This is a genomic window from Candidatus Sungiibacteriota bacterium (assembly GCA_016432465.1).
Classification (GTDB): Bacteria; Patescibacteriota; Minisyncoccia; order Sungbacterales; family HO2-52-23.
Genome location: CP066690.1, coordinates 610254 through 631841, shown reverse-complemented (window position 1 = coordinate 631841; position 21588 = coordinate 610254). Strand labels below are relative to the sequence as shown.

At 46.3% G+C, this 21588-nt stretch carries 30 protein-coding genes and 1 tRNA gene; 6 read left to right on the top strand and 25 right to left on the bottom strand.

What is annotated here, in order from left to right:
* Positions 1-102: 102 nt before the first annotated feature.
* From rplE to rplD, 13 genes are all read right to left on the bottom strand, one after another.
* Positions 103-639, bottom strand: a complete 537-nt coding sequence (rplE, locus tag HYW89_03465) for a 50S ribosomal protein L5 (protein QQG45034.1) — start codon at positions 637-639, stop codon at positions 103-105.
* Position 640: 1 nt separating this feature from the next.
* A complete protein-coding gene (locus HYW89_03460; GenBank protein QQG45768.1) occupies positions 641-949 on the bottom strand; it encodes a 50S ribosomal protein L24 in 309 nt (102 codons plus the stop codon).
* Positions 949-1314, bottom strand: a complete 366-nt coding sequence (gene rplN / locus HYW89_03455) for a 50S ribosomal protein L14 (protein ID QQG45033.1) — start codon at positions 1312-1314, stop codon at positions 949-951. Before rplN ends, HYW89_03460 begins: the two co-directional genes overlap by 1 nt.
* Positions 1311-1583 (bottom strand): 30S ribosomal protein S17, encoded by a 273-nt coding sequence (rpsQ, locus tag HYW89_03450; GenBank protein QQG45032.1) that lies wholly within the window; start codon positions 1581-1583, stop codon positions 1311-1313. The genes rplN and rpsQ overlap by 4 nt, the downstream gene beginning before the upstream one ends.
* Entirely contained in the window at positions 1570-1761 is a 192-nt protein-coding gene (rpmC, locus tag HYW89_03445) for a 50S ribosomal protein L29 (protein ID QQG45031.1), read from the bottom strand. Before rpmC ends, rpsQ begins: the two co-directional genes overlap by 14 nt.
* 205 nt (positions 1762-1966) lie before the next feature.
* Positions 1967-2374 carry a 50S ribosomal protein L16 gene (rplP, locus tag HYW89_03440; protein QQG45030.1) on the bottom strand — a complete coding sequence of 136 codons (408 nt, stop codon included), beginning with the start codon at positions 2372-2374 and terminating at the stop codon, positions 1967-1969.
* Positions 2375-2495: 121 nt separating this feature from the next.
* The gene (locus HYW89_03435; protein QQG45029.1) at positions 2496-2759 is read right to left on the bottom strand and encodes a DUF3850 domain-containing protein; all 264 of its coding nucleotides are present in this window, start codon (positions 2757-2759) and stop codon (positions 2496-2498) included.
* Positions 2756-3442: a 30S ribosomal protein S3 gene (rpsC, locus tag HYW89_03430; GenBank protein QQG45028.1), complete on the bottom strand. Its 687-nt coding sequence runs from the start codon at positions 3440-3442 to the stop codon at positions 2756-2758. Before rpsC ends, HYW89_03435 begins: the two co-directional genes overlap by 4 nt.
* The gene (gene rplV / locus HYW89_03425) at positions 3439-3951 is read right to left on the bottom strand and encodes a 50S ribosomal protein L22 (protein ID QQG45027.1); all 513 of its coding nucleotides are present in this window, start codon (positions 3949-3951) and stop codon (positions 3439-3441) included. The genes rpsC and rplV overlap by 4 nt, the downstream gene beginning before the upstream one ends.
* Positions 3952-3960: 9 nt before the next feature.
* Positions 3961-4293, bottom strand: a complete 333-nt coding sequence (rpsS, locus tag HYW89_03420) for a 30S ribosomal protein S19 (GenBank protein QQG45026.1) — start codon at positions 4291-4293, stop codon at positions 3961-3963.
* A gap of 74 nt (positions 4294-4367) precedes the next feature.
* On the bottom strand, positions 4368-5198 hold the full coding sequence (gene rplB, locus HYW89_03415) for a 50S ribosomal protein L2 (GenBank protein ID QQG45025.1): 831 nt from the start codon (positions 5196-5198) through the stop codon (positions 4368-4370).
* Positions 5195-5599, bottom strand: a complete 405-nt coding sequence (rplW, locus tag HYW89_03410) for a 50S ribosomal protein L23 (protein ID QQG45024.1) — start codon at positions 5597-5599, stop codon at positions 5195-5197. Before rplW ends, rplB begins: the two co-directional genes overlap by 4 nt.
* A gap of 3 nt (positions 5600-5602) precedes the next feature.
* Positions 5603-6241, bottom strand: a complete 639-nt coding sequence (gene rplD, locus HYW89_03405) for a 50S ribosomal protein L4 (GenBank protein QQG45023.1) — start codon at positions 6239-6241, stop codon at positions 5603-5605.
* A 46-nt stretch (positions 6242-6287) separates the two neighbouring features.
* On the opposite strand from rplD, the gene HYW89_03400 reads away from it, so the two are divergent.
* Entirely contained in the window at positions 6288-6593 is a 306-nt protein-coding gene (locus HYW89_03400) for a hypothetical protein (protein QQG45022.1), read from the top strand.
* 268 nt (positions 6594-6861) lie between these two features.
* Here the strand turns inward: HYW89_03400 and rplC are convergent, their stop codons facing one another.
* From rplC to HYW89_03350, 10 genes are all read right to left on the bottom strand, one after another.
* Complete coding sequence (rplC, locus tag HYW89_03395) at positions 6862-7494, bottom strand: 50S ribosomal protein L3 (protein ID QQG45021.1); 633 nt, start codon at positions 7492-7494, stop codon at positions 6862-6864.
* 165 nt (positions 7495-7659) lie between these two features.
* Positions 7660-7968: a 30S ribosomal protein S10 gene (gene rpsJ, locus HYW89_03390; protein ID QQG45767.1), complete on the bottom strand. Its 309-nt coding sequence runs from the start codon at positions 7966-7968 to the stop codon at positions 7660-7662.
* A gap of 99 nt (positions 7969-8067) precedes the next feature.
* Positions 8068-9261 carry an elongation factor Tu gene (gene tuf, locus HYW89_03385; GenBank protein ID QQG45020.1) on the bottom strand — a complete coding sequence of 398 codons (1194 nt, stop codon included), beginning with the start codon at positions 9259-9261 and terminating at the stop codon, positions 8068-8070.
* Positions 9262-9392: 131 nt separating this feature from the next.
* Positions 9393-9692: a hypothetical protein gene (locus tag HYW89_03380; protein ID QQG45019.1), complete on the bottom strand. Its 300-nt coding sequence runs from the start codon at positions 9690-9692 to the stop codon at positions 9393-9395.
* A 10-nt stretch (positions 9693-9702) separates the two neighbouring features.
* A complete protein-coding gene (locus HYW89_03375) occupies positions 9703-10116 on the bottom strand; it encodes a hypothetical protein (protein ID QQG45018.1) in 414 nt (137 codons plus the stop codon).
* Positions 10117-10703: 587 nt separating this feature from the next.
* Complete coding sequence (fusA, locus tag HYW89_03370) at positions 10704-12833, bottom strand: elongation factor G (protein ID QQG45017.1); 2130 nt, start codon at positions 12831-12833, stop codon at positions 10704-10706.
* A gap of 370 nt (positions 12834-13203) precedes the next feature.
* On the bottom strand, positions 13204-13671 hold the full coding sequence (gene rpsG, locus HYW89_03365; protein ID QQG45016.1) for a 30S ribosomal protein S7: 468 nt from the start codon (positions 13669-13671) through the stop codon (positions 13204-13206).
* A 2-nt stretch (positions 13672-13673) separates the two neighbouring features.
* Positions 13674-14087, bottom strand: a complete 414-nt coding sequence (gene rpsL / locus HYW89_03360) for a 30S ribosomal protein S12 (GenBank protein QQG45015.1) — start codon at positions 14085-14087, stop codon at positions 13674-13676.
* Between the two features lie 98 nt (positions 14088-14185).
* Positions 14186-15142: a hypothetical protein gene (locus HYW89_03355; protein ID QQG45014.1), complete on the bottom strand. Its 957-nt coding sequence runs from the start codon at positions 15140-15142 to the stop codon at positions 14186-14188.
* A 69-nt stretch (positions 15143-15211) separates the two neighbouring features.
* Complete coding sequence (locus HYW89_03350) at positions 15212-15859, bottom strand: site-2 protease family protein (protein QQG45013.1); 648 nt, start codon at positions 15857-15859, stop codon at positions 15212-15214.
* 23 nt (positions 15860-15882) lie between these two features.
* Here HYW89_03350 and HYW89_03345 point away from each other — a divergent pair, with 23 nt between their 5' ends.
* From HYW89_03345 to HYW89_03325, 5 genes are all read left to right on the top strand, one after another.
* Positions 15883-16065: a hypothetical protein gene (locus tag HYW89_03345; protein ID QQG45012.1), complete on the top strand. Its 183-nt coding sequence runs from the start codon at positions 15883-15885 to the stop codon at positions 16063-16065.
* Complete coding sequence (locus tag HYW89_03340) at positions 16029-17648, top strand: leucyl aminopeptidase (protein QQG45011.1); 1620 nt, start codon at positions 16029-16031, stop codon at positions 17646-17648. The genes HYW89_03345 and HYW89_03340 overlap by 37 nt, the downstream gene beginning before the upstream one ends.
* A 92-nt stretch (positions 17649-17740) precedes the next feature.
* The gene (locus HYW89_03335; protein QQG45010.1) at positions 17741-18631 is read left to right on the top strand and encodes a DUF1749 domain-containing protein; all 891 of its coding nucleotides are present in this window, start codon (positions 17741-17743) and stop codon (positions 18629-18631) included.
* A gap of 57 nt (positions 18632-18688) precedes the next feature.
* Positions 18689-18759 (top strand) — tRNA-Pro (locus HYW89_03330).
* 2 nt (positions 18760-18761) lie between these two features.
* Positions 18762-19586, top strand: a complete 825-nt coding sequence (locus tag HYW89_03325) for a 7-cyano-7-deazaguanine synthase (GenBank protein ID QQG45009.1) — start codon at positions 18762-18764, stop codon at positions 19584-19586.
* A 55-nt stretch (positions 19587-19641) separates the two neighbouring features.
* Here HYW89_03325 and HYW89_03320 read toward each other — a convergent pair whose 3' ends face one another.
* Positions 19642-20721 (bottom strand): hypothetical protein, encoded by a 1080-nt coding sequence (locus tag HYW89_03320; GenBank protein QQG45008.1) that lies wholly within the window; start codon positions 20719-20721, stop codon positions 19642-19644.
* A gap of 262 nt (positions 20722-20983) precedes the next feature.
* A complete protein-coding gene (locus HYW89_03315) occupies positions 20984-21583 on the bottom strand; it encodes a nucleoside-diphosphate kinase (protein QQG45007.1) in 600 nt (199 codons plus the stop codon).
* Positions 21584-21588: the final 5 nt, after the last annotated feature.

The following is a 21588-nucleotide window of genomic DNA, read 5'->3' as shown; positions in this document are numbered from 1 at the left end:
GTGTAACTTTCGCGAAATGCGTGGCCGGATAGGCCGTCCCTCTTTGGGCGAAGCGTTTCGCTTGTGTCATACCCCGCAAAATTGGCGGGGGATGCCATACTTTTAACTTCTTATGGGGAATCCTATCAACTTCAATAACTCTATGCCCTCCTCCTTTTTCTTTGCCGTAGTCACCACAGTTACTTCCAGCCCAAACAAAAATCGGTAGTCCTCACCGATTATCTCTGGGAATACCATATGCTCTTTTACACCAATAGTCAAATTGCCCGCCGGATCAAACGACCCTGGGTCAATTCCTTGAAAGTCACGGGTACGGGGAAGAGCAACGTTGACCAGACGCGACAAAAAATCATACATCCGTTTATCGCGAAGCGTAACCCGATAACCGATAACCAGCCCTTTTCTTGTTTTAAAAGCGGCAATAGCTTTTTTAGCCGGACGGGAACTTGATTTCTGACCAGTGATTAACGCTAAATATCTCTGTACCTCTTCACGCTCTTTGGAATCGTGCAATTTTCCCACCCCTACATTTACCACCACCTTCGTGATTTTGGGTACGGCCATTATGTTTTTGTAGCCAAACTTGGTCCGCATCGCGGGGACTACTTCCTTTTTGTATTTTTCTTGTAGTGTTGGCATTTCAAAACTCGCCTCCGCATTTTTTACAGACTCTTGCTTTTTGACGGGACGCGTTTATTTTTAACCCAGCGCGTGTGGGTTTTGCGCACTTTCCGCAGATCAGCATTGCCCGCGATACGGAAAACGGGAGAGGCACCTTGACTAACTCCCCCTTTTTGCCCTGAGAGCGCGGCCTTACATGTTTTTTCTTGATATTTACCCCCTCTACCACTATCTTTCTTTCTTGGGGCAAAACCGCAATAACCTTTCCTTTTTTCCCTTTATCGTTTCCGGAAATAATTTGCACTTGGTCGCCTTTTTTTATTTTCATCATACAACCTCGGATGCTAATGAAATAATTTTTGTATATCCCCGATCTCTTAACTCCCTCGCCACCGGCCCAAAAATACGACCACCCTTGGGATCAAAACCATCCACAACCACGGCAGCATTATCGTCAAAACGAACGTAAGAGCCGTCTTTTCTACGATAGGGGGCCCGTTCCCGGACAATAACAGCCCGCACCACATCCTTTTTCTTTACGGCCTTGCGCGGCTCGGCAACCTTTACCGAAGCTACCACCAAATCTCCAAGACGCGCATAGCGGCGCCTTGTCCCACCTAAAACTTTAATAACTTGGAGAAGTTTTGCCCCGGAGTTATCGGCTACTTTTAACATGGAACGTGTTTGAATCATGATTGTTCCTCCGGCAACTCAGACTCCGCCGCCGCTTCGCGTTTAAGCAGACCTTTGACTGTCCAACGTTTACCTCTAGAATAAGGCCTTGTTTCTTCAATAATCACAACGTCGCCCGTCTTGTATTCACCAGCCTCGTCATGCGCTTTGAAACGCTTAGAGATACGGTAGTACTTATGATAACGGGGGTGCTTTTTAAGACGGTCAACTCTTACTATGACCGTTTTTTGCATTTTATTTGAAACTACAATACCCTTAAGATGCCTCATAGGATTTTAAAATAGTTAATATGCGGGCAATGTCTTTTTTAATAGCCCAGAGCTCCTTTACATTTTTTATCTTTTTCTGATGAAGCAACCGCCCCATTTCTTCCTGTTTTTGCCTCTTTTCCTCAAGCAGTACCTCTAGCTCCTCTTGGGATTTTTTTATTAATTCATTAACTTTCATCCCGTTAGAGATTTATCCCGTTAGAGATTTATTACGTATGGAAACATGCAGTAAGACGCGTTCCGCATACATTGATATCCTACAAACCGCATTTAGTTCCATATCTCTAACGGGATTTATGGTTAATCTTGATAACTAACTTGGTTCTATGGTTCCTATACATATTGTAACCCCCGTCAGAGACGACCCTCCTCTCTAACGGGACTCATGACCTTTTAACAAACTTGGTCTTAATGGGTAGTTTATGGCCAGCCAGCCTCATGGCTTCTTCCGCCACTTCTTCGCTGACACCATCCATTTCAAAAAGTATTCTGCCCGGTTTTACCGGAACCACATAGTGATCTACTGACCCCTTACCGCCGCCTAGCGTCACTTCAGGCGGTTTTTTGGTTACTGGTTTATCAGGAAAAATACGGATCCATATTTTACCACCGCGCTGAACGTAATGCGTCATCGCCCGACGAGCGGCTTCAACTTGACGCGCCGTAATCCAGCGTGCCTCCAGCGCCTTTAACCCATAGGAGCCAAAGGCAAGTTCAGTGCCGCGCGTTTCCTTGCCGCCCCGACGTCCTTTTTGCCACTTGCGGTGTTTTACTTTTTTGGGCTGTAACATAAATTATGTCTTTTATCCCCCCACCTTCCCAGAATACTCCGCAGCTTGCTGCGGGGATGAATGGGCGCCGTAGAAATCCTTCCCAGCGGGGTCCAATACCCCGCTGGGAAGGTGGGGGGATTTATTTCATCTCAATAGCGTATAGACCGTATTTTGTTAGCTTTTTTTGCGAATGGAACTTGGCCATATTGACCTTATGTACGGCCGCCACTCTTCTTTTTACACTCCTTCCGGTAAAAATCTTCTTCTTTGGGTCCCACTCCTGAAGCAGTAATATATCGCCTTTAGAAATTTTGAAGTCGGCAAGCCTAAGTTCAACGTTCTTTTTTCGCGCCCGTACTTTTTTAAAATACTCCGGCCAAGTTTTCTTGGTTATGGTTCTCATGTTTTTTTACTTTCCTTTTTCTCAAAAACATCTCCTTTATAAATCCAAACCTTCACCCCAATAGTCCCATAAGTAGTTTCGGCCCGCTTTTCCGCATAATCAACATTGGCGCGCAGTGTCTGCAGGGGGATTCGGCCCCTTTTTAACCACTCGTAACGTGCCATCTCCGCCCCGTCAAGACGGCCTTTTAACGCTATCTTTACGCCCTTCACGTCTTTGGATGCAGAGATTTTTTCAATGGCTTGCTTCAGGGCGCGGCGAAACGATATTCGCCTCTCAATGTCTTCAACAATCATTTGGGCCGCGATCGCAGCGTGGGTTTCCGGAAAACGTACCTCTTCTATAGTGAGTTTAATTTCGCGTTTGTCCGGCAGCTTGCCACGCTGTTTCCAAATTTTTATAATACGTTTCTTTATTTCATCTTTCAACCTCTCCGCCCCCTCCCCCCCACGTCCTATTAAGATTCCGGGACGCGAGGTTTTAACAATAATATGCAGGGTATTGGGCGAACGCTCAACTTCTATAGACTCAATATGGCTTTGACGCAGGTGACGCTCCAGCCACGCCCTAAGAAGCGTGTCTTCTCTTAGATACTCCTGAAATTTTTTTTGGTTAAACCACCGTGATTTCCAAACGGTTATTTGCCCTAGTCTAAAAATGTATGGATGAACTCTGTGGGTCATATTGCTTTTCTCCTAAAAACTCTTCTTACAAAATCAGTGGTTTTAGTATACGTTTTTTTCTCTTCACGTTTAAACTCCTTGGATTTTGGAGATGCCCCCTCTTTTAAATCTTCGCGGGTTGCTTCGCGCACCTCGGGTCCTTCTTTTTTTATGCGTCTCTTTATCGGGGCAACGGCTACTCTGGTGTCCAACACCAGTAATACATGACTGGTGCGTTTGCGTATTGGCGCGGCCCTGCCCAAAGCACGGGGCATTTGGCGTTTTGCTACTGGCCCCGGATTTACAATGACATCTTTTATATAAAGTCCCTTCTCTTCCAGATGAAAATTATTAGCAGCGTTGGCTATGGCTGATTTTAAAAGCTTTAACAGCGGCCCCGCGGCTCGCTTGGACAGATTACGCAGTTCCAACTCTGCCCGTCCTGTATCCATGCCTTTAATTAAGCGGGCCAGAAGCCGAACTTTTCGGGGCGCGATATGAAGATAATTAAGTTCTGCTCGCACTTCCATAAGTAAAAATTATTTAGCGGCTGGTTTGGGCGCAGACTCTTTTTCTTTGGCCGCCCCTTCTGTTTTCTGCTCAAGCTCGCGCTGCATCCTGCCGCCATGTCGTACAAATTTACGCGTTGGCGCAAATTCACCCAGTTTATGTCCCACCATATCTTCCATAACCTTGATCTCTATAAAATTCCTTCCGTTATGCACGCCGAAAGTATAACCAATCATCTCCGGCGTAATGGTAGAATCCCGAGACCAAGTTTTAATCACGGTCTTTGACCCCGTTCTTATACGGGACATGTGTTTTAATATTGAGGGATGAACGTAGGGACCTTTTTTAAGACTGCGCGCCATGTTTATTTATTTCTTAGCTGTCCCGATGCGCCGAAAGTCGGCGATCGGGGTCCTGACTTCCTTAACTAAGCTAATTAAATGGGGCGTCGGGATAAAATATATTTATCCGACCTTTTATTTCTCTTCCTTGTTTTCACGCCGCGCGCCGGTTTGCCCCAAGGCGTGGAAGGGCCCCGTCTTCGTCCCAGAAGTGTGCGCCCTTCGCCGCCGCCATGCGGGTGATCTACCGGATTCATGGCCGTACCTCGTACCGTTGGTCTGATGCCAAGCCTCCGCGCCCGACCCGCTTTACCAATGGTCATAAAACCATGTTCTGGGTTGGAAAGCGCGCCAATGGATGCCCAATTTTCCGAAAGCACCATACGAACCTCTTTGGAAGGCAACTGGATATTAGTAAATCTTCCTTCTTGTGCGAGCACTATTGCTCCAACGCCGGCGGAACGCACTAATTGCGCGCCCCGGCCCGGACTAAGCTCTACATTATACACCATTGTTCCTACAGGAATCTTCTTCAAAGGCAGGCGATTACCCACCTCTAGGGGCGCATTTTCTGATGTAACGACCTCAACCCCAACCCTTAATTGCTGCGGCGCAAGAACATATCTTTTCTCTCCATCCCGGTATTGAAGAAGGGCAATAAAACTGGTGCGGTTGGGATCGTACTCTAAGGACATTACTTTTGCAGGAATATCCTTTTTATTGTAGCGAAAATCAATCTCACGCCATAACCTTTTTACTCCACCGCCTTTGTGGCGAGTGGTTATACGGCCAAAAGCGTTGCGGCCGACATGACGTTTCCGACCCCAGGTTAACTGCCTCTCGGGTTTGGTTTTAGCAACAATACTTTTCAGGTCAACGATCTCCATCTGGCGCCGCGCTGGTGATGTTGGTTTAAACTTTTTCATGTAAGTTCAATGTTGTACCCCTCCGCCAAGGTTACTACCGCCTTTTTAAATCCGGGCTTGTGTCCAATAATGCGGCCGCGTCTTCGTTCTTTGCCAGACGTGTTTAAAACTCGGACGCTCTCAACCCTAACACCATATTTTGCTTCCACCGCCTGTTTAGTAAGAATTTTGTTGGCCCTTAGCGTCACTTTAAAAATATACTTGTTATATTTTGATAACGCCGTACTTTTTTCTGTTATGTGCGGGGCGACAAGAACTCCCAGAACAATTTTTCCCTGAGGAAGCGGCCTCTTTTCAGAAACTTGTTTCTTTTCTGTGATCACGGTTTCTTTTTTCTCAACCTTTTCAACAACTTTCTTCTCTGACTCTTTCTTTTTTAAAATTTTGTTTAATATGGACATGGACTATGTAAACACTTCAAGCGTCTTTTGAGGCAGCAGTAAAAACTTATACTGCAAAACCTCATGCGCATTTAAATTTCGCGCCTCGTCAATTTCTATATAAGGAAGATTGCGCATGGCACGGCGCAGGATTTCATTTTTTTCCGGAAGCGCAATTAGCACGCCGCGGCCCTTGGTGATGCGGCTAAACTCTTTTTCTTTTACAAATTTTGCAAACATTTGGGCGGCGTATTTGGTTTTGGCTTCTTTAAACTTCAAGTCGTCAAGAACTATAATTTCGTTATCGCGCGCTTTGGCAGAAAGTACTGTATACAGGGCGCGCCGCGCCATTTTCTTGTTGATTTTCTTTTTGTAATTTTTCTCGGTCAGCGGACCGTGGGTCACTCCGCCTCCTTTCCAAAGCGGGGATCGGATAGACCCGTGCCGCGCTCTACCCGTACCTTTCTGCCGCCACGGCTTTCTTCCTCCGCCGCGAACCTCGCTCCTGCCTTTGGCGTGCGCAACAGGACTTCGCAGATTCGCGGCCTGTGAAGTCACCACCTGATGCACCAAGTCAGCATTCCACTTCAAACCAAACACTGCCTCGGGTAAATCTACCGTTCCTACTTTTTTGGCTGATTGGTTGTAGAGATTGACAATCATGCAATTATCCTATACAATAGATTTAGCACCTAAACCGGAGGTTGCGATGGATCCACTTTTTATGACTATTTTGCTTGAAAGTACAGTTTATGGCGTGATAGGCGCAAGCGGTCTATTTTTTTGGCGCTCGCGACATGGTAAACATCTCAACCTTGTACTAAGTGTGGTGTTCTTGCTTCTGGTTTGGTCAATTAGTTCCTGGTTTGTGAGACTATTCTTCTCACCTGTCACCATTGAAGATATTACAGGGCCCCAATGGCACACGATCCTGATAGTACGGTTTTTATTCCTCACAGGACCATTTTGCATTGTCTTAGGACTACTTCATATTTTGTTTCGCAACCGCCAGTAGTTGCGACCCTCGCGGTCGCTCTTTTCATATTCCACCCCTCTTCTCTAATGGGTGGAGATTATTATCTCCACGCGGGCCTCGGAGATTTCTTTTGGAAACAATGGGAGGACGGAGTTGCTTGGTTTCTGCCGAAGGCGGAAAACTTCGTCCGACCCTTAGTGAGGTCGCCGTCCCTAGGCAGCTTTGCTGCCGGGATGCCGGCCCGAAGGGCCTAGGCACTGGAGCGACCGAATCGTGTTTACAAAAGAAATCTCCGAGAAAACCCGCACTATCCTCTAATCTCAAGTAACGTCCCTCGTCTCCCCGGTACTGCTCCTTTTATCGCTAATATATTATTCTCTAAATCCACCTTCGCTATTTTTAAATTTCTCACGCTCACCCTATCGCCACCCATTCTTCCTGCCATTCGCATTCCTTTTATCACTCTTTGCGGCCAAGTGGCGCCAATGGACCCCGGCTGGCGATGGGCGTGCTTGGTGCCGTGCGTTGCGGGCGCCCCGTGAAATCCGTGACGTTTTACCACGCCCTGAAACCCTTTTCCTTTGGAAATTCCGCTTACTTTTACCTTGTCGCCCTCTTGAAAAACTGATACATCAATTTTTTGACCTCGTTCCGGTTTGTCTGCTGTCTTAAACTCACGCACGTAGCGAAAATTCCCCAAATTTTTTCCGCCAAAGGCGGACCCGCCTCCGGCGGAAAAATGCCCCCTCTGCGGCTTTTTTATATTTTTGGCTTTCCGCTCTCCTGCCCCAATCTGAATTGCTTCATACCCGTCTTTTTCCTTGGTTTTTATTTGCAAAACTACATTTGGTGTTGCCTTAACAAGCGTCACCGGAATGACATTGCCTTCTTTATCAAAAATCTGACTCATTCCTAATTTTTCTCCTAATACGAATTTCATGGTAACAAAAAAGCCGGTTTCCCGGCGTAGCAAAACACGGCGGGTTTTTATTTCCTAAAATGTAAAAATATTGATTACCATAATGACAACCGATGAGTGATTGAATCACTCAATTCTATCTCGCGTTATAAACGAAATAGAATTCAGTGCTCCACCGAAATTAAATCACATCATTTTAATCTCTATATCTACTCCCGCCGGCAGATTTAGATTTGTCAGCGCATCAATAGTTTTTGGGGTTGGATTTAAAATATCAATCAGGCGCTTATGCACCCGCATCTCAAATTGTTCCCGGGCGTTTTTGTGGACAAAACTGGAGCGGTTGACAGTATATTTATGCATTTCTGTTGGCAAAGGCACCGGCCCCACCACTTCCGCTCCGTTTCGTACTGCCGTATCCACAATCTGTTTGACCGAATTATCAATAATCTTCGAGTCGTAGGCTCGAACTTTAATGCGCAGTTTGGGCTTAATTTCTGCTTCTTTTTTTGCTGCCAAAGAACCATACTAGCTTTTAGACTTTAGCTTTTAGCTTTTAGTCGCCTCTATAAGCTATAAGCTATAAGCTATAAGCTATTTCATAATTTTCGTAACCACTCCTGCCCCGACCGTTTTACCCCCCTCTCTGATTGCAAACCTCTGTTTTTCCTCAAGCGCAACCGGAACAATAAGTTTTACCGTAAACTTTATGGTGTCTCCGGGCATAACCATTTCCGTTCCCTGCGGAAGCGTCACATCGCCGGTCACATCAGTGGTGCGGATATAAAACTGCGGCTTGTAGCCGGTGAAAAACGGCGTGTGGCGTCCACCCTCTTCTTTGGTCAGAATATAAACCTCTGATTCAAATTCTGTATGGGGCGTTACTGACCCGGGCTTGGCAATTACCTGTCCACGCTCCACGTCCTCTTTTTTAAGACCGCGTAGAAGGATACCCGCATTGTCCCCGGCCATTCCTTCATCAAGGGACTTGTTAAACATCTCAATTCCCGTAACAATAGTTTTTTGGGTATCGCGAAGGCCAATAACCCCAACCTCATCGTTTAGTTTTACTTTACCTCTTTCAATCCTTCCGGTTACAACCGTACCTCGGCCCTCAATGGAAAAAACGTCCTCAATAGGCATCAGGAAAGGCTTGTCCACATCGCGCACGGGTTCGGGAATATAAGTATCAAGGGCTCCTACAAGCTCCAAAATTTTCTTGGCCCATTCGTCATCCACAGATTTGGCGTCAAGCGCCTTGAGGGCTGATCCCCGGATCACGGGAATTTCGTCTCCGGGAAATTCATACTTTTTAAGGAGCTCCCGCACTTCTGCTTCCACTAAGTCAATTAGCTCCGGATCGTCCACCATATCCACTTTATTCAAAAACACCACAACTGCCGGTACCCCGACTTGCCGCGCCAGAAGTATATGCTCCCGAGTCTGCGGCATAGGGCCATCAGATGCGGAAACAACCAAAATCGCGCCATCCATCTGGGCTGCGCCAGTAATCATATTTTTGATGTAGTCGGCGTGTCCCGGAGCGTCAATGTGGGCGTAGTGCCTCTTCTCGGTCTCGTACTCGGAGTGATGAAGCGCAATAGTAATTCCGCGCGCTTTTTCTTCGGGCGCATTGTCAATCTGATCCACTGACTCTACGCGTGAAGGAAGCCCTTTTAAACTAAGGATTTTGGTTATGGCCGCTGTTAGGGTCGTCTTTCCATGGTCAACGTGCCCAATGGTTCCGACGTTTATATGCGGCTTGGTTCGCTCAAATTTTTCTGCCATATTTGTCTAAAATTTAGCGTATATATCGCAAATTACATTTCCCGAGGACATGCAACTTGAAAAATTCGCTTACTTTAATGTTTTTGATAACAAAATTAATCCTAACTTAACGTAATTGGTTAGTCAAGATGCTAAATAGGCAAATCTTCAAGACGAATATCTTCTAATCTAACGGGCAGCCCCGCCCCTTCTCCTCCGCCGGGCAACACAACCTCTGTCTCCTTAAAATGCCCAAACCCAAGGTCGGCAAATTCAGCGTTGTGGGGGCGAAACCCGTGATCTGTTGGGTACAGCCCTTCATATTTGCCGTTGGTCGCAAGTTTCTCGTATTCCTTAAACGACATCATCACCATCTCCGGCTCCCCATTTTCAACAAATACAAATTTATCCCCATTGTGCTTTACTAAGTTTTTAAGTTTAGAGAAATCCATATCAAAAACCCTATTTATGTCCCAGAAACTCTATTGCTTCCTTAAAAAATATCCGGAAGTTAACAGCAGAAACAGGGTCTATATATGCACCCACATGCTTTTGTATTTTATCAACCATCTCCTCCAAGACAGCCCGTCCTGTTGCATTTTGAAGAATCTTAGTATCCCTAACTAACCTTTCTACAAGCTCGTGGTATAAACCGAAGTGTTTCGGACTTCTAAACCACCCCTCGGGATCTTCTAGTTTTTGCTCTACCAGCTCAGCTGTATACCAACGGTGGATTTCCTCCACGCCTTTATCAATTAAGGTCAATCTGGACAAATCAAGGGAGATCTCATGCGCATCTAAGTTTCTAAAAGCCTCCCTAGGATCTCGGGCGAGTTCCTCTTTGGTTAGTTTTGGGATCTTTTCTTGTCCCTCCATAAATTTATTTTTTTTCTATCAAAGTGGGCATTATACTTCTTATTTTACTCTATAGAGTACCTGCTATCAAGGCCTTGATAAATTTTTGATTTTATCCAAATTCATAAACGTACTTGACTAAATTTACCGGTTTTGCTACTAATGGTTGTGGTGCAAAATGAGGGGTGACTACATGAAAATTAACGCATATGCTACTCTGAGCTTGAAACAAATCCGTGAACTGATCAACGACTCAATCTCCCCCCACCTTACGACAGACGTGCTACTAGACATGCTAAACGAGCGTATCAGAAAAGCGGACCCGTATATTTCGGCTTCTATACGCTTTAAACAACGGGGGGAAACACTTAGGGGTAGACCCCGTATTGTTGTAAAGTTCACACTCCACATGTCTTCCCCCTTAAGTCGGAGAAAAAAGTCCTAACTGGCGCCCTACGGCGCCTATTTTTTTCCTTCAATAATTAACTGCGCTATATTCTGCGGCACCTCCTCATAGTGGTCAGATTCTCCCGACGCTCCGTTTTATATTCATCAATAAGGAAGTCGGGATCCCGACATCGCAAAGCGATCGTCGGGACATTGTGAAATTACTTTTTTCCTTCAATAATCAATTGGGCTATATTGTTCGGCACTTCTTCATAATGATCAAACTCCATTGTGAAGGAGGCCCTTCCCTGTGTCAACGACCGCAGGGTCGTAACATATCCAAACATCTCGGATAAAGGAACTTTGGCATCAATTACTTTAATTCCAAGCCCCCGCTCTGACATTTCCTCAATCCGGCCGCGCTTAGAATTTAAGTCTCCCGTCACCTCTCCCAAAAATTGTTCGGGCAGAACGGCCTCTATTCTCATAATAGGCTCAAGCATCACAAGCCCTGCTCTGCGAGATGCCTCCTGCAGAGCAATTGACCCCGCGATTTTAAAAGCAGCTTCCGAAGAGTCAACTTCGTGGTACGAACCGTCATAAAGAGCAACCTCCATATCCACCATCGGATATCCTGCCAGCACTCCCTTTTCCATTGCTTCCTTAATTCCTTTCTCAACTGCCGGTATAAACTCTTTGGGAATTATACCACCCTTAATTTCATCAACAAACTCAAAGCCCTTGCCGCGCTCCCGCGGCTCCACCCGAAGCCATACATGTCCGTACTGTCCGCGGCCTCCTGACTGACGAATATATTTCCCTTCGGCAGTGGCCAGTTTTTTAATTGTTTCCTTGTAGGCAACCTGCGGCCGGCCCACATTGGCCGCAACCGAAAACTCACGCTTCATTCTGTCCACGATAATTTCCAAATGCAGCTCGCCCATTCCGGAGATAATGGTCTCTCCTGTTTCCAGATCACCCTTAATCCGGAAGGTGGGGTCTTCCTCACCAAGACGATGCAGAGCAATCCCCATTTTTTCCTGATCGGCTTTGGTTTTAGGTTCAATTTTAAGGGACACCACCGGCTCCGGAAAAATAATTTTTTCCAGCACAATAGGGTGCTCGGGGTCGCAGAGGGTATCTCCGGTATGGGTATTTTTCAAACCAACAATGGCGCCGATATTTCCGGCGTTAATTTCTTTTAGCTCTTCGCGGGAGTTGGCATGCATCCGCAAAATTCTGCCCACACGTTCTTGCTCTCCTTTCACAGAATTTAAAACATAAGAGCCGGCATTCAACGTTCCCGAATAAACACGAAAATAAGTAAGCTGTCCCACATACGGATCGGACTGAAGTTTAAAAGCAAGCGCGGCAAAAGGGGCATCGTCTTTGGCCTCACGTGACTCTTCCGCGCCGCTTTTGGGATTGATGCCTTTTACCGGAGGAAGATCAAGGGGTGAAGGCAGATAATCAATAACACCGTCCAGAACAAGCTGTACTCCTTTATTTTTTAGGGCCGAGCCGCAGAAAACCGGAACGAGTTTATATGCAAGAGTTGCTTTACGTAGAGCCCGACGCAATTCCTCTATGGAAATTTCCTTACCCTCAAGATATTTTTCCGTAAGCGCCTCGTCCGACTCGGAAATTTTCTCAACCATTTTGTGGCGCCATTCCTCGGCTGAAGATTTTAAATTTTCCGGAATATCGGAAAGCTCTATTTGCTCGCCGTGCTCTCCCAAAAAACGCACTGCTCTCATACGCATCAAATCAATCACTCCCTCATGCTCTTGCTCGTGTCCAATCGGAATTGTTACGGCAACGGCATTGGGTGTAAGCCGTTCATAAATTGAAGCAAGAGATTTTTCAAAAGATGCGCCCATGCGGTCAAGTTTGTTGATAAAACAAATGCGCGGCACGTGAAATTTATCGGCTTGCCGCCAGACGGTTTCTGATTGCGGCTCCACTCCGGCCACGCCGTCAAAAACCACTACGGCGCCGTCCAAAACTCGCAATGAGCGCTGAACCTCCACCGTAAAATCAATGTGCCCCGGGGTATCAATTATGTTTATACGGTATTCATTTTTTTCGTCGTTGGTTGTTGGTTGTTGGTTGTTGGTTGTGAGATAGGTCGGCGTCCAAAAACAAGTGGTGGCTGCGGCCGTAATAGTAATTCCCCGTTCCCGCTCCTGTTCCATCCAGTCCATCACAGTTGTTCCCTCATGCACTTCGCCGATTTTATGCGATACGCCAGTGTAAAACAAAACGCGCTCGGTGACTGTCGTTTTCCCAGCATCTATATGAGCTATAATACCTATATCTCTTGTTCTTTCTATTGGATAGTCACGGGGCATAAAATTATACTTTACAAAATAAAAATGCCCACTGCGAGTAAGAATGCGGCCGAGGCCGTTAATAAAATTCTATAAGCGAGCGTAAAGCGGTCGAGCCCCGCCCTTTTGTAAACAATGGAGGACGGAGTTTGCTTGGTTCTCTGCCATAGGCAGAGAAAACTTCGGCCGACTATTAGCGAGTTTCGCCGCAGGAGCGAAACGAGCGTGTTTACAAAAGAGCGGGGCGAGGGAACCGCTTTAGCGAGCAATCTACCACGCGAAGTGAGCAAACGCCTTATTGGCCTCTGCTCCCGCACCAGAACTTCGTTCGGTGCGGGACTCCGCGCCTTTTATATAATTTTGAAGGTTGGCGCTTCGCATTCTCGGGTTCTTACCACGCGAAATGCGCAAATGCTTTGTTTGCCTCGGCCATACGATGGGTGTCCAGTTTTTTCTTTATTGCCACACCTTCATTCTTTGTGGCGGCCACCAACTCTTCGGCTAATTTCTCGTGCATGGGTTTTCCTTTTTTGGAACGCGCTGCACCCAGAATCCAACGAAACGCCAAGGCTTGCCTTCTATCTCCCCTCACTTCGCGCGGCACCTGATAAGTTGCGCCGCCGATGCGGCGCGAACGTACTTCAAGAGTTGGCCCCGCATTTTGCACTGCCGTGGTAAATACACCAAGCGGATCCTGTTTATATTTTTTTTCAATCAAATCAAAAGTTTTATAAACAACCCTCTGGGCGGTAGATTTTTTCCCCTTACGCATAACGTAGTTAATAAATTTAGCAACCTGTACGTTGCTGTATTTTTGATCGGAGGTTATTTCTCGTTGAAATTTCTTTTTCCTTCTCATAACTATTGTTTTGGCCTTTTTGCTCCATATTTGGAACGTTGTTGTTTTCTGCCCTCCACTCCCGTGGTATCAAGTATACCACGCACAATATGATACCGAACTCCCGGCAAATCTTTGACTCTTCCCCCACGGATTAAAACCACCGAATGCTCCTGAAGTTTATGCCCTTCTCCCGGGATGTAGGCCGTAACTTCCATGCCGTTCGTAAGTCTAACACGCGCCACCTTGCGCAGGGCGGAATTTGGTTTCTTTGGTGTTACGGTTGTTACTTTGATGCAGACTCCGCGCTTGAACGGCGAAGGATAAAATTCGGGGCGATTTTTCAAAACATTAAATCCGCGCAAAAGAGCAGGCGCTTTTGCTTTATAGCGGCGGGCCGAGCGCCCGTGTTTAATTAACTGCGTAATAGTCGGCATAAAAGAAATTTTAGCAGAAGACTGCTTAGCGGTCAACCGCTCGCATTAAAAAGGCCCATAATCGAGAACTCGATTATGGGCTGTCACTACTGACTATTTTAGTTTGACGAGTAGAGGTCCGACGTGAATTTATAATCACCTGGGTCTTTCTTTGTTGTCTGATCCTGGCAGGGGTCACCGCAAAAACCCTGGATATGCACGATGAGTCTTCCACGAACATGGGTATCAGAACTTCCAAACATTGGCCCGCCTCCGCCGGCAATAGCATACGGGTTTCCGCCGCCTCCGGGAACCCCGGAAAAGCCGAATGTTCCGCCAATGCCACGACTTGAGGTATGATTCTCGGGACGATGAACGTAGTCCACAAACCCTACTTCAGCACCATTTCTCATTGCTTTTAGTGCTGCCGAACAAAGTACTGCCATACTTGAAGATCGCTCGTAATCCGAAGCCTTGGCTGTTCCAACGTAATTATCCATGGAATCAGCAGTAGGAAATTTCATATTGTCTAGCCAAAATAGTATGATACTACGCGACATCTTCACCTTACCTCCATCCCAAGAACTCTCCACATTTCCCCCAGCACAACGTTCGGCCTGCTCATACGTCATCTTTGAAGGCTTAAATGCAAAATTATTGACCCAACCCTCGGGTTTAATCGGCTGAGTGGCATTGGGCATTGTGATGTTCGGGGACGGAACTGGAACTGGTTGTACTGGAGTACTCACCTTAGTCTCCTGCTTATTTGACTGACTTTGATCACCCTGACTCTGGGTCTGGGTAGTTGTCTGCTGATTAGTCTGTTGGTTTGTTTGGTCATTGGTCTGCTGGTTAGTCTGTTGGTTTGTTTGGTCATTGGTCTGCTGGTTAGTCTGGTTCCCGGTTGTGGCAGTCGCATTCCCACCTGTCGCATTACCACCTTGACCACCAGCTCCACCGGCATTACTGCTACAGTTTACTGATGTTCCAGTACACGTCGTTGTTTGCGCTTCACTTAGCGCGGTCAAACCAAAAAGTAAAACAAAAATGGCCGCGACCGTAAGGAACCGCTTCATTGTTATCCCCCATTGTAAAGAGCCTCGTGCTATTATAGTACCAGACAAACTGGTATTTTGTCAAGCACTCTAAAAGAACGGGGATGTGCCAGTAATTAACCTGAAGAAAAAGAGCACAATCGGAAATAAAAGACGCGCGAAAAAGAAAATAAAAATCAAAAGCAAAAAAGTGCCGTACTGCTCCAGAAAGTATTGAACTCCCCTCCATTGATACGGCAAAATTCCAAAAAGTACTTTGGAGCCGTCCAGCGGCGGAATGGGAACAAGATTAAAAAAGGCCAACGCCAAGTTAAGAAGCGCGATGGTGCTTGCAATGGTAATGAAGTTTAAAATAAAAATGCCGGAGAGGCCGACGCTAAGACTTGGCAGAAATCTAACCAAAAGCCCGAAGATAACCGCAAGCGAGATATTGGCAAGCGGCCCTGCCGCGCCCACCAACGCCGGCCCCCATTTTTGATTTCGTAAATTATAAGGATTATACGGAACAGGCTTGGCCCAACCTATTAGTATGGGACTGCCGATAAGCAATAAAAAAGCCGGCAATAAAATTGACCCAAAGGGATCAAGGTGTGGAATCGGATTTAAGGTAAGACGTCCTGCGTCTTCGGCGGTGCGGTCCCCAAGTCTACGCGCGGTATATCCATGCGATACCTCATGGATTACTACGGAAAATACAAGAACAGCAATATAAAAAATGGCGCCAATTGCGTTTTCCATTTAAAAATGTTAAAGTTTAATTTATGCGATCGTGCGCTATTTGTCACAAAGGGTCTGCGAAAGGAGGCAGACGTTCTTTCCTCCGCAGCCATTATAACCCAACAACAACCGTACGAAAATACCCTAATTTGCAGTGGGCAAAATTAGCTTCTGGAAAAAGGGCTAAAGTGTGCATGGACTGCCTGAAAAAACTCCACAAAACATGAAAATCACGCCCCTAACCCATAGAGAAGCTGCCCGAACAAAAAATGTTTTTCTGGGCCTATTTCAAAAAGAGCCTCTCGCCAAAGAGGAGTTTTTTTCATACCTGCCGGAGTCAACGCGGAAACCTTTGTCGGGTTTTGCCAAAAAAGAATTCCGCGCAGACGAGAAAGAAACAAAATCGCTCTGGCTTGCTAAAGGGCGCCCGGAGAGAATTGTGCTTTTTGGTTTCGGGGGAAAATCCCCGCGCCAGACGCTTCGCGACGGTGCGGGGCAAGCAAAATGGAATTATCGCAAAACGCCGCTCGTAGCACGACGCTATGTGCAATACGCAAGGAGCGAAAGAATAACGGAATTCACCACTCCTTTCGGTTCATACCTAGGGACGAATAAAAAAGATGGAGCTGCCGTATTTACGGCGAACGCTCTCATGGCCAATTTTGAATTTGTGAAATATAAAGAGCGGCCTATGGGCGGATGGCCGGAAGTAAAAACTATTTATCTTGCTGCGGACAAAAAAGATTTTCCTGAAATTCAAAAAGGCATAAAAGAGGGAACTATTATAGGAGAAGAAACAAATGCGGCCCGGGAACTTACCAATACTCCCGGGGATGATATGACGCCTGCCCGACTCGCCGAAGCTGCTACACATACGGCCAAAAGAACCGGCCTGCGAGTCAAAATTTTGGAAGAAAAAGAAATGAGGCGGCTCGGAATGGGAGGGGTGCTCGGGGTTGCCAGAGGGTCGGATGAGAAACCAAAATTTATTATTTTAGAGTATCGGCACGGGTCAAAAGAACCCGCCTCGCTAAAAGCGGGACGAGGCTCGCCCAGCAAAGCTGGGCGGCAAAAACCATTGGTGCTTGTCGGCAAAGGGGTAACATTTGATACTGGTGGACTAAACTTAAAACCGGAAACCTCTATTTATGAAATGCATATGGATATGTCGGGAGGCGCGGCAGTAATACACGGAATGGCTGCCCTTGCGCGGCTCAAACTTCCCATTAATGTCATCGGCCTTATTCCGGCAGTGGAAAATATGCCCTCCGGCTCAAGTTATCACCCCGGAGATTTACTTAAAACTATGTCCGGAAAAACAATTGAGGTTTTAAATACTGATGCCGAAGGCCGCGTGATTCTCTCTGATGCCCTACATTACGGCACGCGCTACCAGCCCGGACTTATGGTTGATTTAGCAACACTCACTGGCTCGGCACATGTTGCCTTGGGGAATTACGCATCCGCACTTTTTACGAATAGAGAAGCTCTGCAGGAAAAACTGATAGAAGTAGGAAAAATATCGGGTGACTACGTCTGGCCTCTGCCTTTATGGGATGAGTACTTACCGGAAATCCAGGGAACTTTCGGCGACGTTGCCAATATCGGCAAAGGAGATCGCCGGGGCGGAGCAATTCACGGAGCAAAATTCCTTGAACAATTTGTGGGGAAAACGCGTTGGGCCCATCTTGATATCGCGCCGCGCATGACCACAACGGAATCGGAGTTTCTTGCCAAAGGCGCATCGGGTGTTGGAGTACGGTATATTGTGGAGCTGGCAAAAGAATACCCCTCCTTAGTTTTAAGTTAAAAGTTGTAAGTTAAAGTTTAAAGTTATTAGTTTTTGTTAACCTTAACCTAAAACGAATAACGTAAACATGGAACCTAAAACATTGAACTAACTTGATCCCCGTTCTTCTCACCAAAATAAAAACCCGTGACGGAGTTACGCTGGACGGCATCTATGTCCGGCCAAAAAAGAAATCAAAAATCGCCCTTGTCTGGATACATGGTTTTTCTTCACGATTTTATTCGGGACAAACGCTCGTCAACGAGCTCGCATCGCGCTGCAGAAAAAATGGAATCGGATACTTTAAATTTAATAACCGCGGGCACGATATTATAAATTATGAGGCGCTCCCGCCTGCCGGACTTGGCGGTTCAGCCTTTGAAAAATTTGAGGATTGCGTCCACGACATCCGGGCCATCGTCAACACGGCACAGAGATTTGGATACAAACATATTTTTCTGGCCGGACATTCCACCGGCACAAACAAGGTTCTATACTATATGTATAAAGCGCGCGACCGCCGCGTACGGGGACTGCTTCTTTTGGGAGGAATTAACGACATTGCTGCAGAAAAAAAGAAACTTGGCAAAGCGTTTGAGCCAATACTCAAAGAGGTACAGAAAATAGCCCGCAATAAAAAACGGCTTGACCAGCTGTTTCCTATGGAGATTTTTACAAGACGCGGGCTAAAGCCGGAAATAATAACTGCCCGCCGCTACCTTAGTTTGCATACCCAAGGAAGCCCCGAAGATGTGTTCCCCTATCTTAATCCACGCGCCAAGTGGAAAGAGTTAAAAAGCGTTCGGGTGCCATTAGCCGTAATTATCGGCTCTCGCGATGAACACCTTGACCGCCCCGCCAAAAATTTAATTGAAATTTTTGAGAAAAATGCGCGCGGGACAAAATCTTTTTCTGGATTTATAATTAAAGGCGCGAAGCACGGCTTTCAGAAAAAAGAAAAGGAACTTTCACGGACGATTATGAGATGGATAAAGAAGGTGTAATCCGCCTTCGCGGACTAACGGGTTTTACCCGCCGAAGTCCGCTACGGCGGACGAAGGCGGGGTATAGTGTAACGGCAGCACGAGTCCATGGGGTGGATTTAGTCCGAGTTCGAATCTCGGTACCCCGACAATGCAAGACAAGTCAAATTTTTGGAAAATCATAAAGTGGACTAGAAGCCTTGTGCCAAGCGGGAGATATCTTTATCTGCCATTAAGTGGGGGTCTTGACTCCTCCACTTGTCTTGCTGTTGCTTCTTACGCAATTGGCAAATCAAGGACAGTAGGAATTCATTTCAGCGCCTCCACGCTTCGAAAAAAAGAAACTGAAAACGCACGGAGGGTATCTAACCTTTTAGGCACCCGCTTAATTGAAATAGACTTAAGACGGCTGGCGAAAGACTATAGGAGTGTTGTGAAAAAAGAAATCGCAAAAATTAAACTTATGCCCGCAGAAAAATCTTTCGATGTCACCCAGAATGACTCCCTAATGTATATAGTCCTACGGGAAATAGCTCGTGAAAAACACGGTTTGGTTGTGGGAACACTGGACTTAGCCGAGATTTTGACTGGGTTTTACCCCAAGGATTTATTTGCTGGCGATTTTTTGCCGCTTGGCGGACTTCTTAGATTTGAAGTAAGGGGGCTGGCTGCAAAATTGGGGTTACCAAGACTTGAAGAGTCTTATGCGATTGTGCCCGGCTGCGGATCCATTGTAGATTATGTAACCGGGGTAGTAAGAAAGACCACTGGTAAAAATCCTGAAATTCGAAATGAGCGTGACCTTGATGAAAGATTAAAAAACTCTATTTACAACCCGTATTCTAAAAAGCTGTCCTTAGATAAGTTTTTAGCAAGAGTTGGCCATAAGGCCAAGACAACTCTCTACGGTCGGCCGGTTTATTTTCCCTCAATACGGAGACGGATTTTGGTAAACAAATTGATTAATCAATACTAGGATCAAAATACCCGACCTGAAAGATAAAAACAGACCGTACGGTCTGTTTTGTTTTTTAGACTTCATCAAAAATAAAGGGGAGCTTAAAAAAGTTTTCCTGAAGTTCTTCACGGTACTTTATAGGATCCCGAAACCAAAGCGCAGCGGCCACAGAAGATAAAATGGCGTTGCCGTCCTGCGGTGTAAAACACCGTCCCACCACTTCGTGGCCACCACCAATCACCTGCAGCGAGGGCAAACAAACTACGGTCTGATTAAGGATTCTTCCAAAATGTCCCCAGTCGCGCCCTTCGGCAAAAACTTCATTGTTGGTCTGCCAATAAGTAACGGCAGTAAGGGGGTTTTGACGAAAGCGCCGCTCAACTTCCTCCAAAGTTACTGCTGTACGCAGCGTGATATTGAAGTGGATCACATGCATAAAGGGGTTGTTGAAAGTATCAGCAGCAGCATGAATGTCTAAATCCTTAATGCCCAGAGTCGCAAAAACGCGCGCCGCGTCTTCGGCCTGATGCGAACCAAAACACGAATGAACCGGACCCTCAACTTCTACTCCCACGGTTGATTCGGTCTGGGAAATATCGTTGGCACGTCGCGCAATATAGAAACGGGCCTGTCCAAGATTCTCCACCCCGCCATAGGCAAATACCAATGTCTGCAAAATACAAAGAATCTGATGGGTGTTACAGCTTACAACCTGGATAAACTTATCTTCGTTGGGGATCAGGGCCTTGTCGTTAATCGAAAAAGCATAGGGCTTACCGGTGCCCTTTTCCGACCCCTGAAAAATTACTTTGGGGTTGGGCAAGTGACGATAGTACTTCTCTTTTAGCATCCGGCCCACGCCCTTAACCGTACAATCCACAATAACGTCGGCCCGCATAATTGCCTCCTCAAAAGTATAGTCTGCATCAAAAGAGCTCGGCGCCAGAAGCTTGGAGAACTCCTCTTTCTTTTCTACATAGACAACCTGTTTTGCCCCAAACTGACGAAAACGGCTAAGCATTCCACGATATTTAAGTTCGGGGGTGTTTTTATGCACCATAAGTTCCTCAATGCCCAGTCTGTCCTTAACCTTAAGAAAAAGCCGGGCCAAGGGCTCCCCGATAGTTCCGAGTCCCACAACCAGAATTTTCATAAAAACCCTTTTTCAAGGTACTCAAATAATATAACCCGACTGGGGATATTTTAGTAGCAAGCAGGTTTTTAATTTGTTATATTAAGGTTAGCCTCACTGCTCAAGAATTTAGGCTTTAGGACAATTGTTTTTACTTGGGACGCTTATAGTACCTAGGTCTTTGGACCGAGGGTTGCGGCGACCCACTTGGATTTATGCTAAATGCCTTTTGTTCTTGAAACGGTGGGGTATCAAAAAACCGCGTCTGCGCGGTTTTTTGATTTCAAAACATTATGTCTTCCTCCGCTCTCTTGTAGTCGTGTATTTCTTCTGGCGAAAACCAGTGTTCAATTTCATGCTCCGCCTCCTCCGGATCTCCTGAAGCATGCACAACATTGTGGATAGCCCGCTTGCCGCCATTGGCCAGCACCGGAGAATCAACCGAAAAGTCGCCTCGTATTGTTCCCATCTCCGCCAGAGCCGGTACGGTTTTACCCACTATTTTACGAACCATATCAATCGCATGGATCCCGGAAATAATCGTGGCCACTACTGGCCCCGAAGTAAGAAAATCCGTATTCCATTTATAAATCTGCTCCCCTATTTTAAACGGGTCATCAGTGCCTAATTCGTTTTTGGGGTCTTTTCCGTATTTGGCATAAGTCTCAAGTGTTTTCTCGCCCATTCCCCGCAGCCACTTTTCAGTTCCGGGATAGTGGGTACGCGCATGTTCCTCGCCCGCCCTGACCATTTTAAACGCAATAATTTTAAGTCCTCGTTGCTCAATTCGTTTTATACACTCACCAACCAGTCCGCGCTTTACGCCATCGGGCTTTATCAAGAGAAACGTCCGTTCTTCTTTGGGATGTTTTTTTACTTCCATGATTT

What these genes read in the sequence shown, in the direction of transcription:
- HYW89_03380 (QQG45019.1), bottom strand. Translation starts at nt 9,692, where the DNA reads ATGGATTTCTCTAAACTTAAAAACTTAGTAAAGCACAATGGGGATAAA.
- rplD (QQG45023.1), bottom strand. Translation starts at nt 6,241, where the DNA reads ATGATTGTCAATCTCTACAACCAATCAGCCAAAAAAGTAGGAACGGTA.
- rplB (QQG45025.1), bottom strand. Translation starts at nt 5,198, where the DNA reads ATGAAAAAGTTTAAACCAACATCACCAGCGCGGCGCCAGATGGAGATC.
- HYW89_03325 (QQG45009.1), top strand. Translation starts at nt 18,762, where the DNA reads ATGCAAGACAAGTCAAATTTTTGGAAAATCATAAAGTGGACTAGAAGC.
- HYW89_03400 (QQG45022.1), top strand. Translation starts at nt 6,288, where the DNA reads ATGGATCCACTTTTTATGACTATTTTGCTTGAAAGTACAGTTTATGGC.
- rplV (QQG45027.1), bottom strand. Translation starts at nt 3,951, where the DNA reads ATGGAAGTGCGAGCAGAACTTAATTATCTTCATATCGCGCCCCGAAAA.
- rpsL (QQG45015.1), bottom strand. Translation starts at nt 14,087, where the DNA reads ATGCCGACTATTACGCAGTTAATTAAACACGGGCGCTCGGCCCGCCGC.
- rpsQ (QQG45032.1), bottom strand. Translation starts at nt 1,583, where the DNA reads ATGAGGCATCTTAAGGGTATTGTAGTTTCAAATAAAATGCAAAAAACG.
- rplE (QQG45034.1), bottom strand. Translation starts at nt 639, where the DNA reads ATGCCAACACTACAAGAAAAATACAAAAAGGAAGTAGTCCCCGCGATG.
- HYW89_03315 (QQG45007.1), bottom strand. Translation starts at nt 21,583, where the DNA reads ATGGAAGTAAAAAAACATCCCAAAGAAGAACGGACGTTTCTCTTGATA.
- rpmC (QQG45031.1), bottom strand. Translation starts at nt 1,761, where the DNA reads ATGAAAGTTAATGAATTAATAAAAAAATCCCAAGAGGAGCTAGAGGTA.
- HYW89_03320 (QQG45008.1), bottom strand. Translation starts at nt 20,721, where the DNA reads ATGAAAATTCTGGTTGTGGGACTCGGAACTATCGGGGAGCCCTTGGCC.
- rplW (QQG45024.1), bottom strand. Translation starts at nt 5,599, where the DNA reads ATGTCCATATTAAACAAAATTTTAAAAAAGAAAGAGTCAGAGAAGAAA.
- rplP (QQG45030.1), bottom strand. Translation starts at nt 2,374, where the DNA reads ATGTTACAGCCCAAAAAAGTAAAACACCGCAAGTGGCAAAAAGGACGT.
- HYW89_03350 (QQG45013.1), bottom strand. Translation starts at nt 15,859, where the DNA reads ATGGAAAACGCAATTGGCGCCATTTTTTATATTGCTGTTCTTGTATTT.
- HYW89_03345 (QQG45012.1), top strand. Translation starts at nt 15,883, where the DNA reads ATGCGATCGTGCGCTATTTGTCACAAAGGGTCTGCGAAAGGAGGCAGA.
- tuf (QQG45020.1), bottom strand. Translation starts at nt 9,261, where the DNA reads ATGGCAGAAAAATTTGAGCGAACCAAGCCGCATATAAACGTCGGAACC.
- rplN (QQG45033.1), bottom strand. Translation starts at nt 1,314, where the DNA reads ATGATTCAAACACGTTCCATGTTAAAAGTAGCCGATAACTCCGGGGCA.
- HYW89_03460 (QQG45768.1), bottom strand. Translation starts at nt 949, where the DNA reads ATGAAAATAAAAAAAGGCGACCAAGTGCAAATTATTTCCGGAAACGAT.
- rplC (QQG45021.1), bottom strand. Translation starts at nt 7,494, where the DNA reads ATGAAATTCGTATTAGGAGAAAAATTAGGAATGAGTCAGATTTTTGAT.
- rpsC (QQG45028.1), bottom strand. Translation starts at nt 3,442, where the DNA reads ATGACCCACAGAGTTCATCCATACATTTTTAGACTAGGGCAAATAACC.
- HYW89_03375 (QQG45018.1), bottom strand. Translation starts at nt 10,116, where the DNA reads ATGGAGGGACAAGAAAAGATCCCAAAACTAACCAAAGAGGAACTCGCC.
- rpsS (QQG45026.1), bottom strand. Translation starts at nt 4,293, where the DNA reads ATGGCGCGCAGTCTTAAAAAAGGTCCCTACGTTCATCCCTCAATATTA.
- fusA (QQG45017.1), bottom strand. Translation starts at nt 12,833, where the DNA reads ATGCCCCGTGACTATCCAATAGAAAGAACAAGAGATATAGGTATTATA.
- HYW89_03435 (QQG45029.1), bottom strand. Translation starts at nt 2,759, where the DNA reads ATGAGAACCATAACCAAGAAAACTTGGCCGGAGTATTTTAAAAAAGTA.
- HYW89_03355 (QQG45014.1), bottom strand. Translation starts at nt 15,142, where the DNA reads ATGAAGCGGTTCCTTACGGTCGCGGCCATTTTTGTTTTACTTTTTGGT.
- rpsG (QQG45016.1), bottom strand. Translation starts at nt 13,671, where the DNA reads ATGAGAAGGAAAAAGAAATTTCAACGAGAAATAACCTCCGATCAAAAA.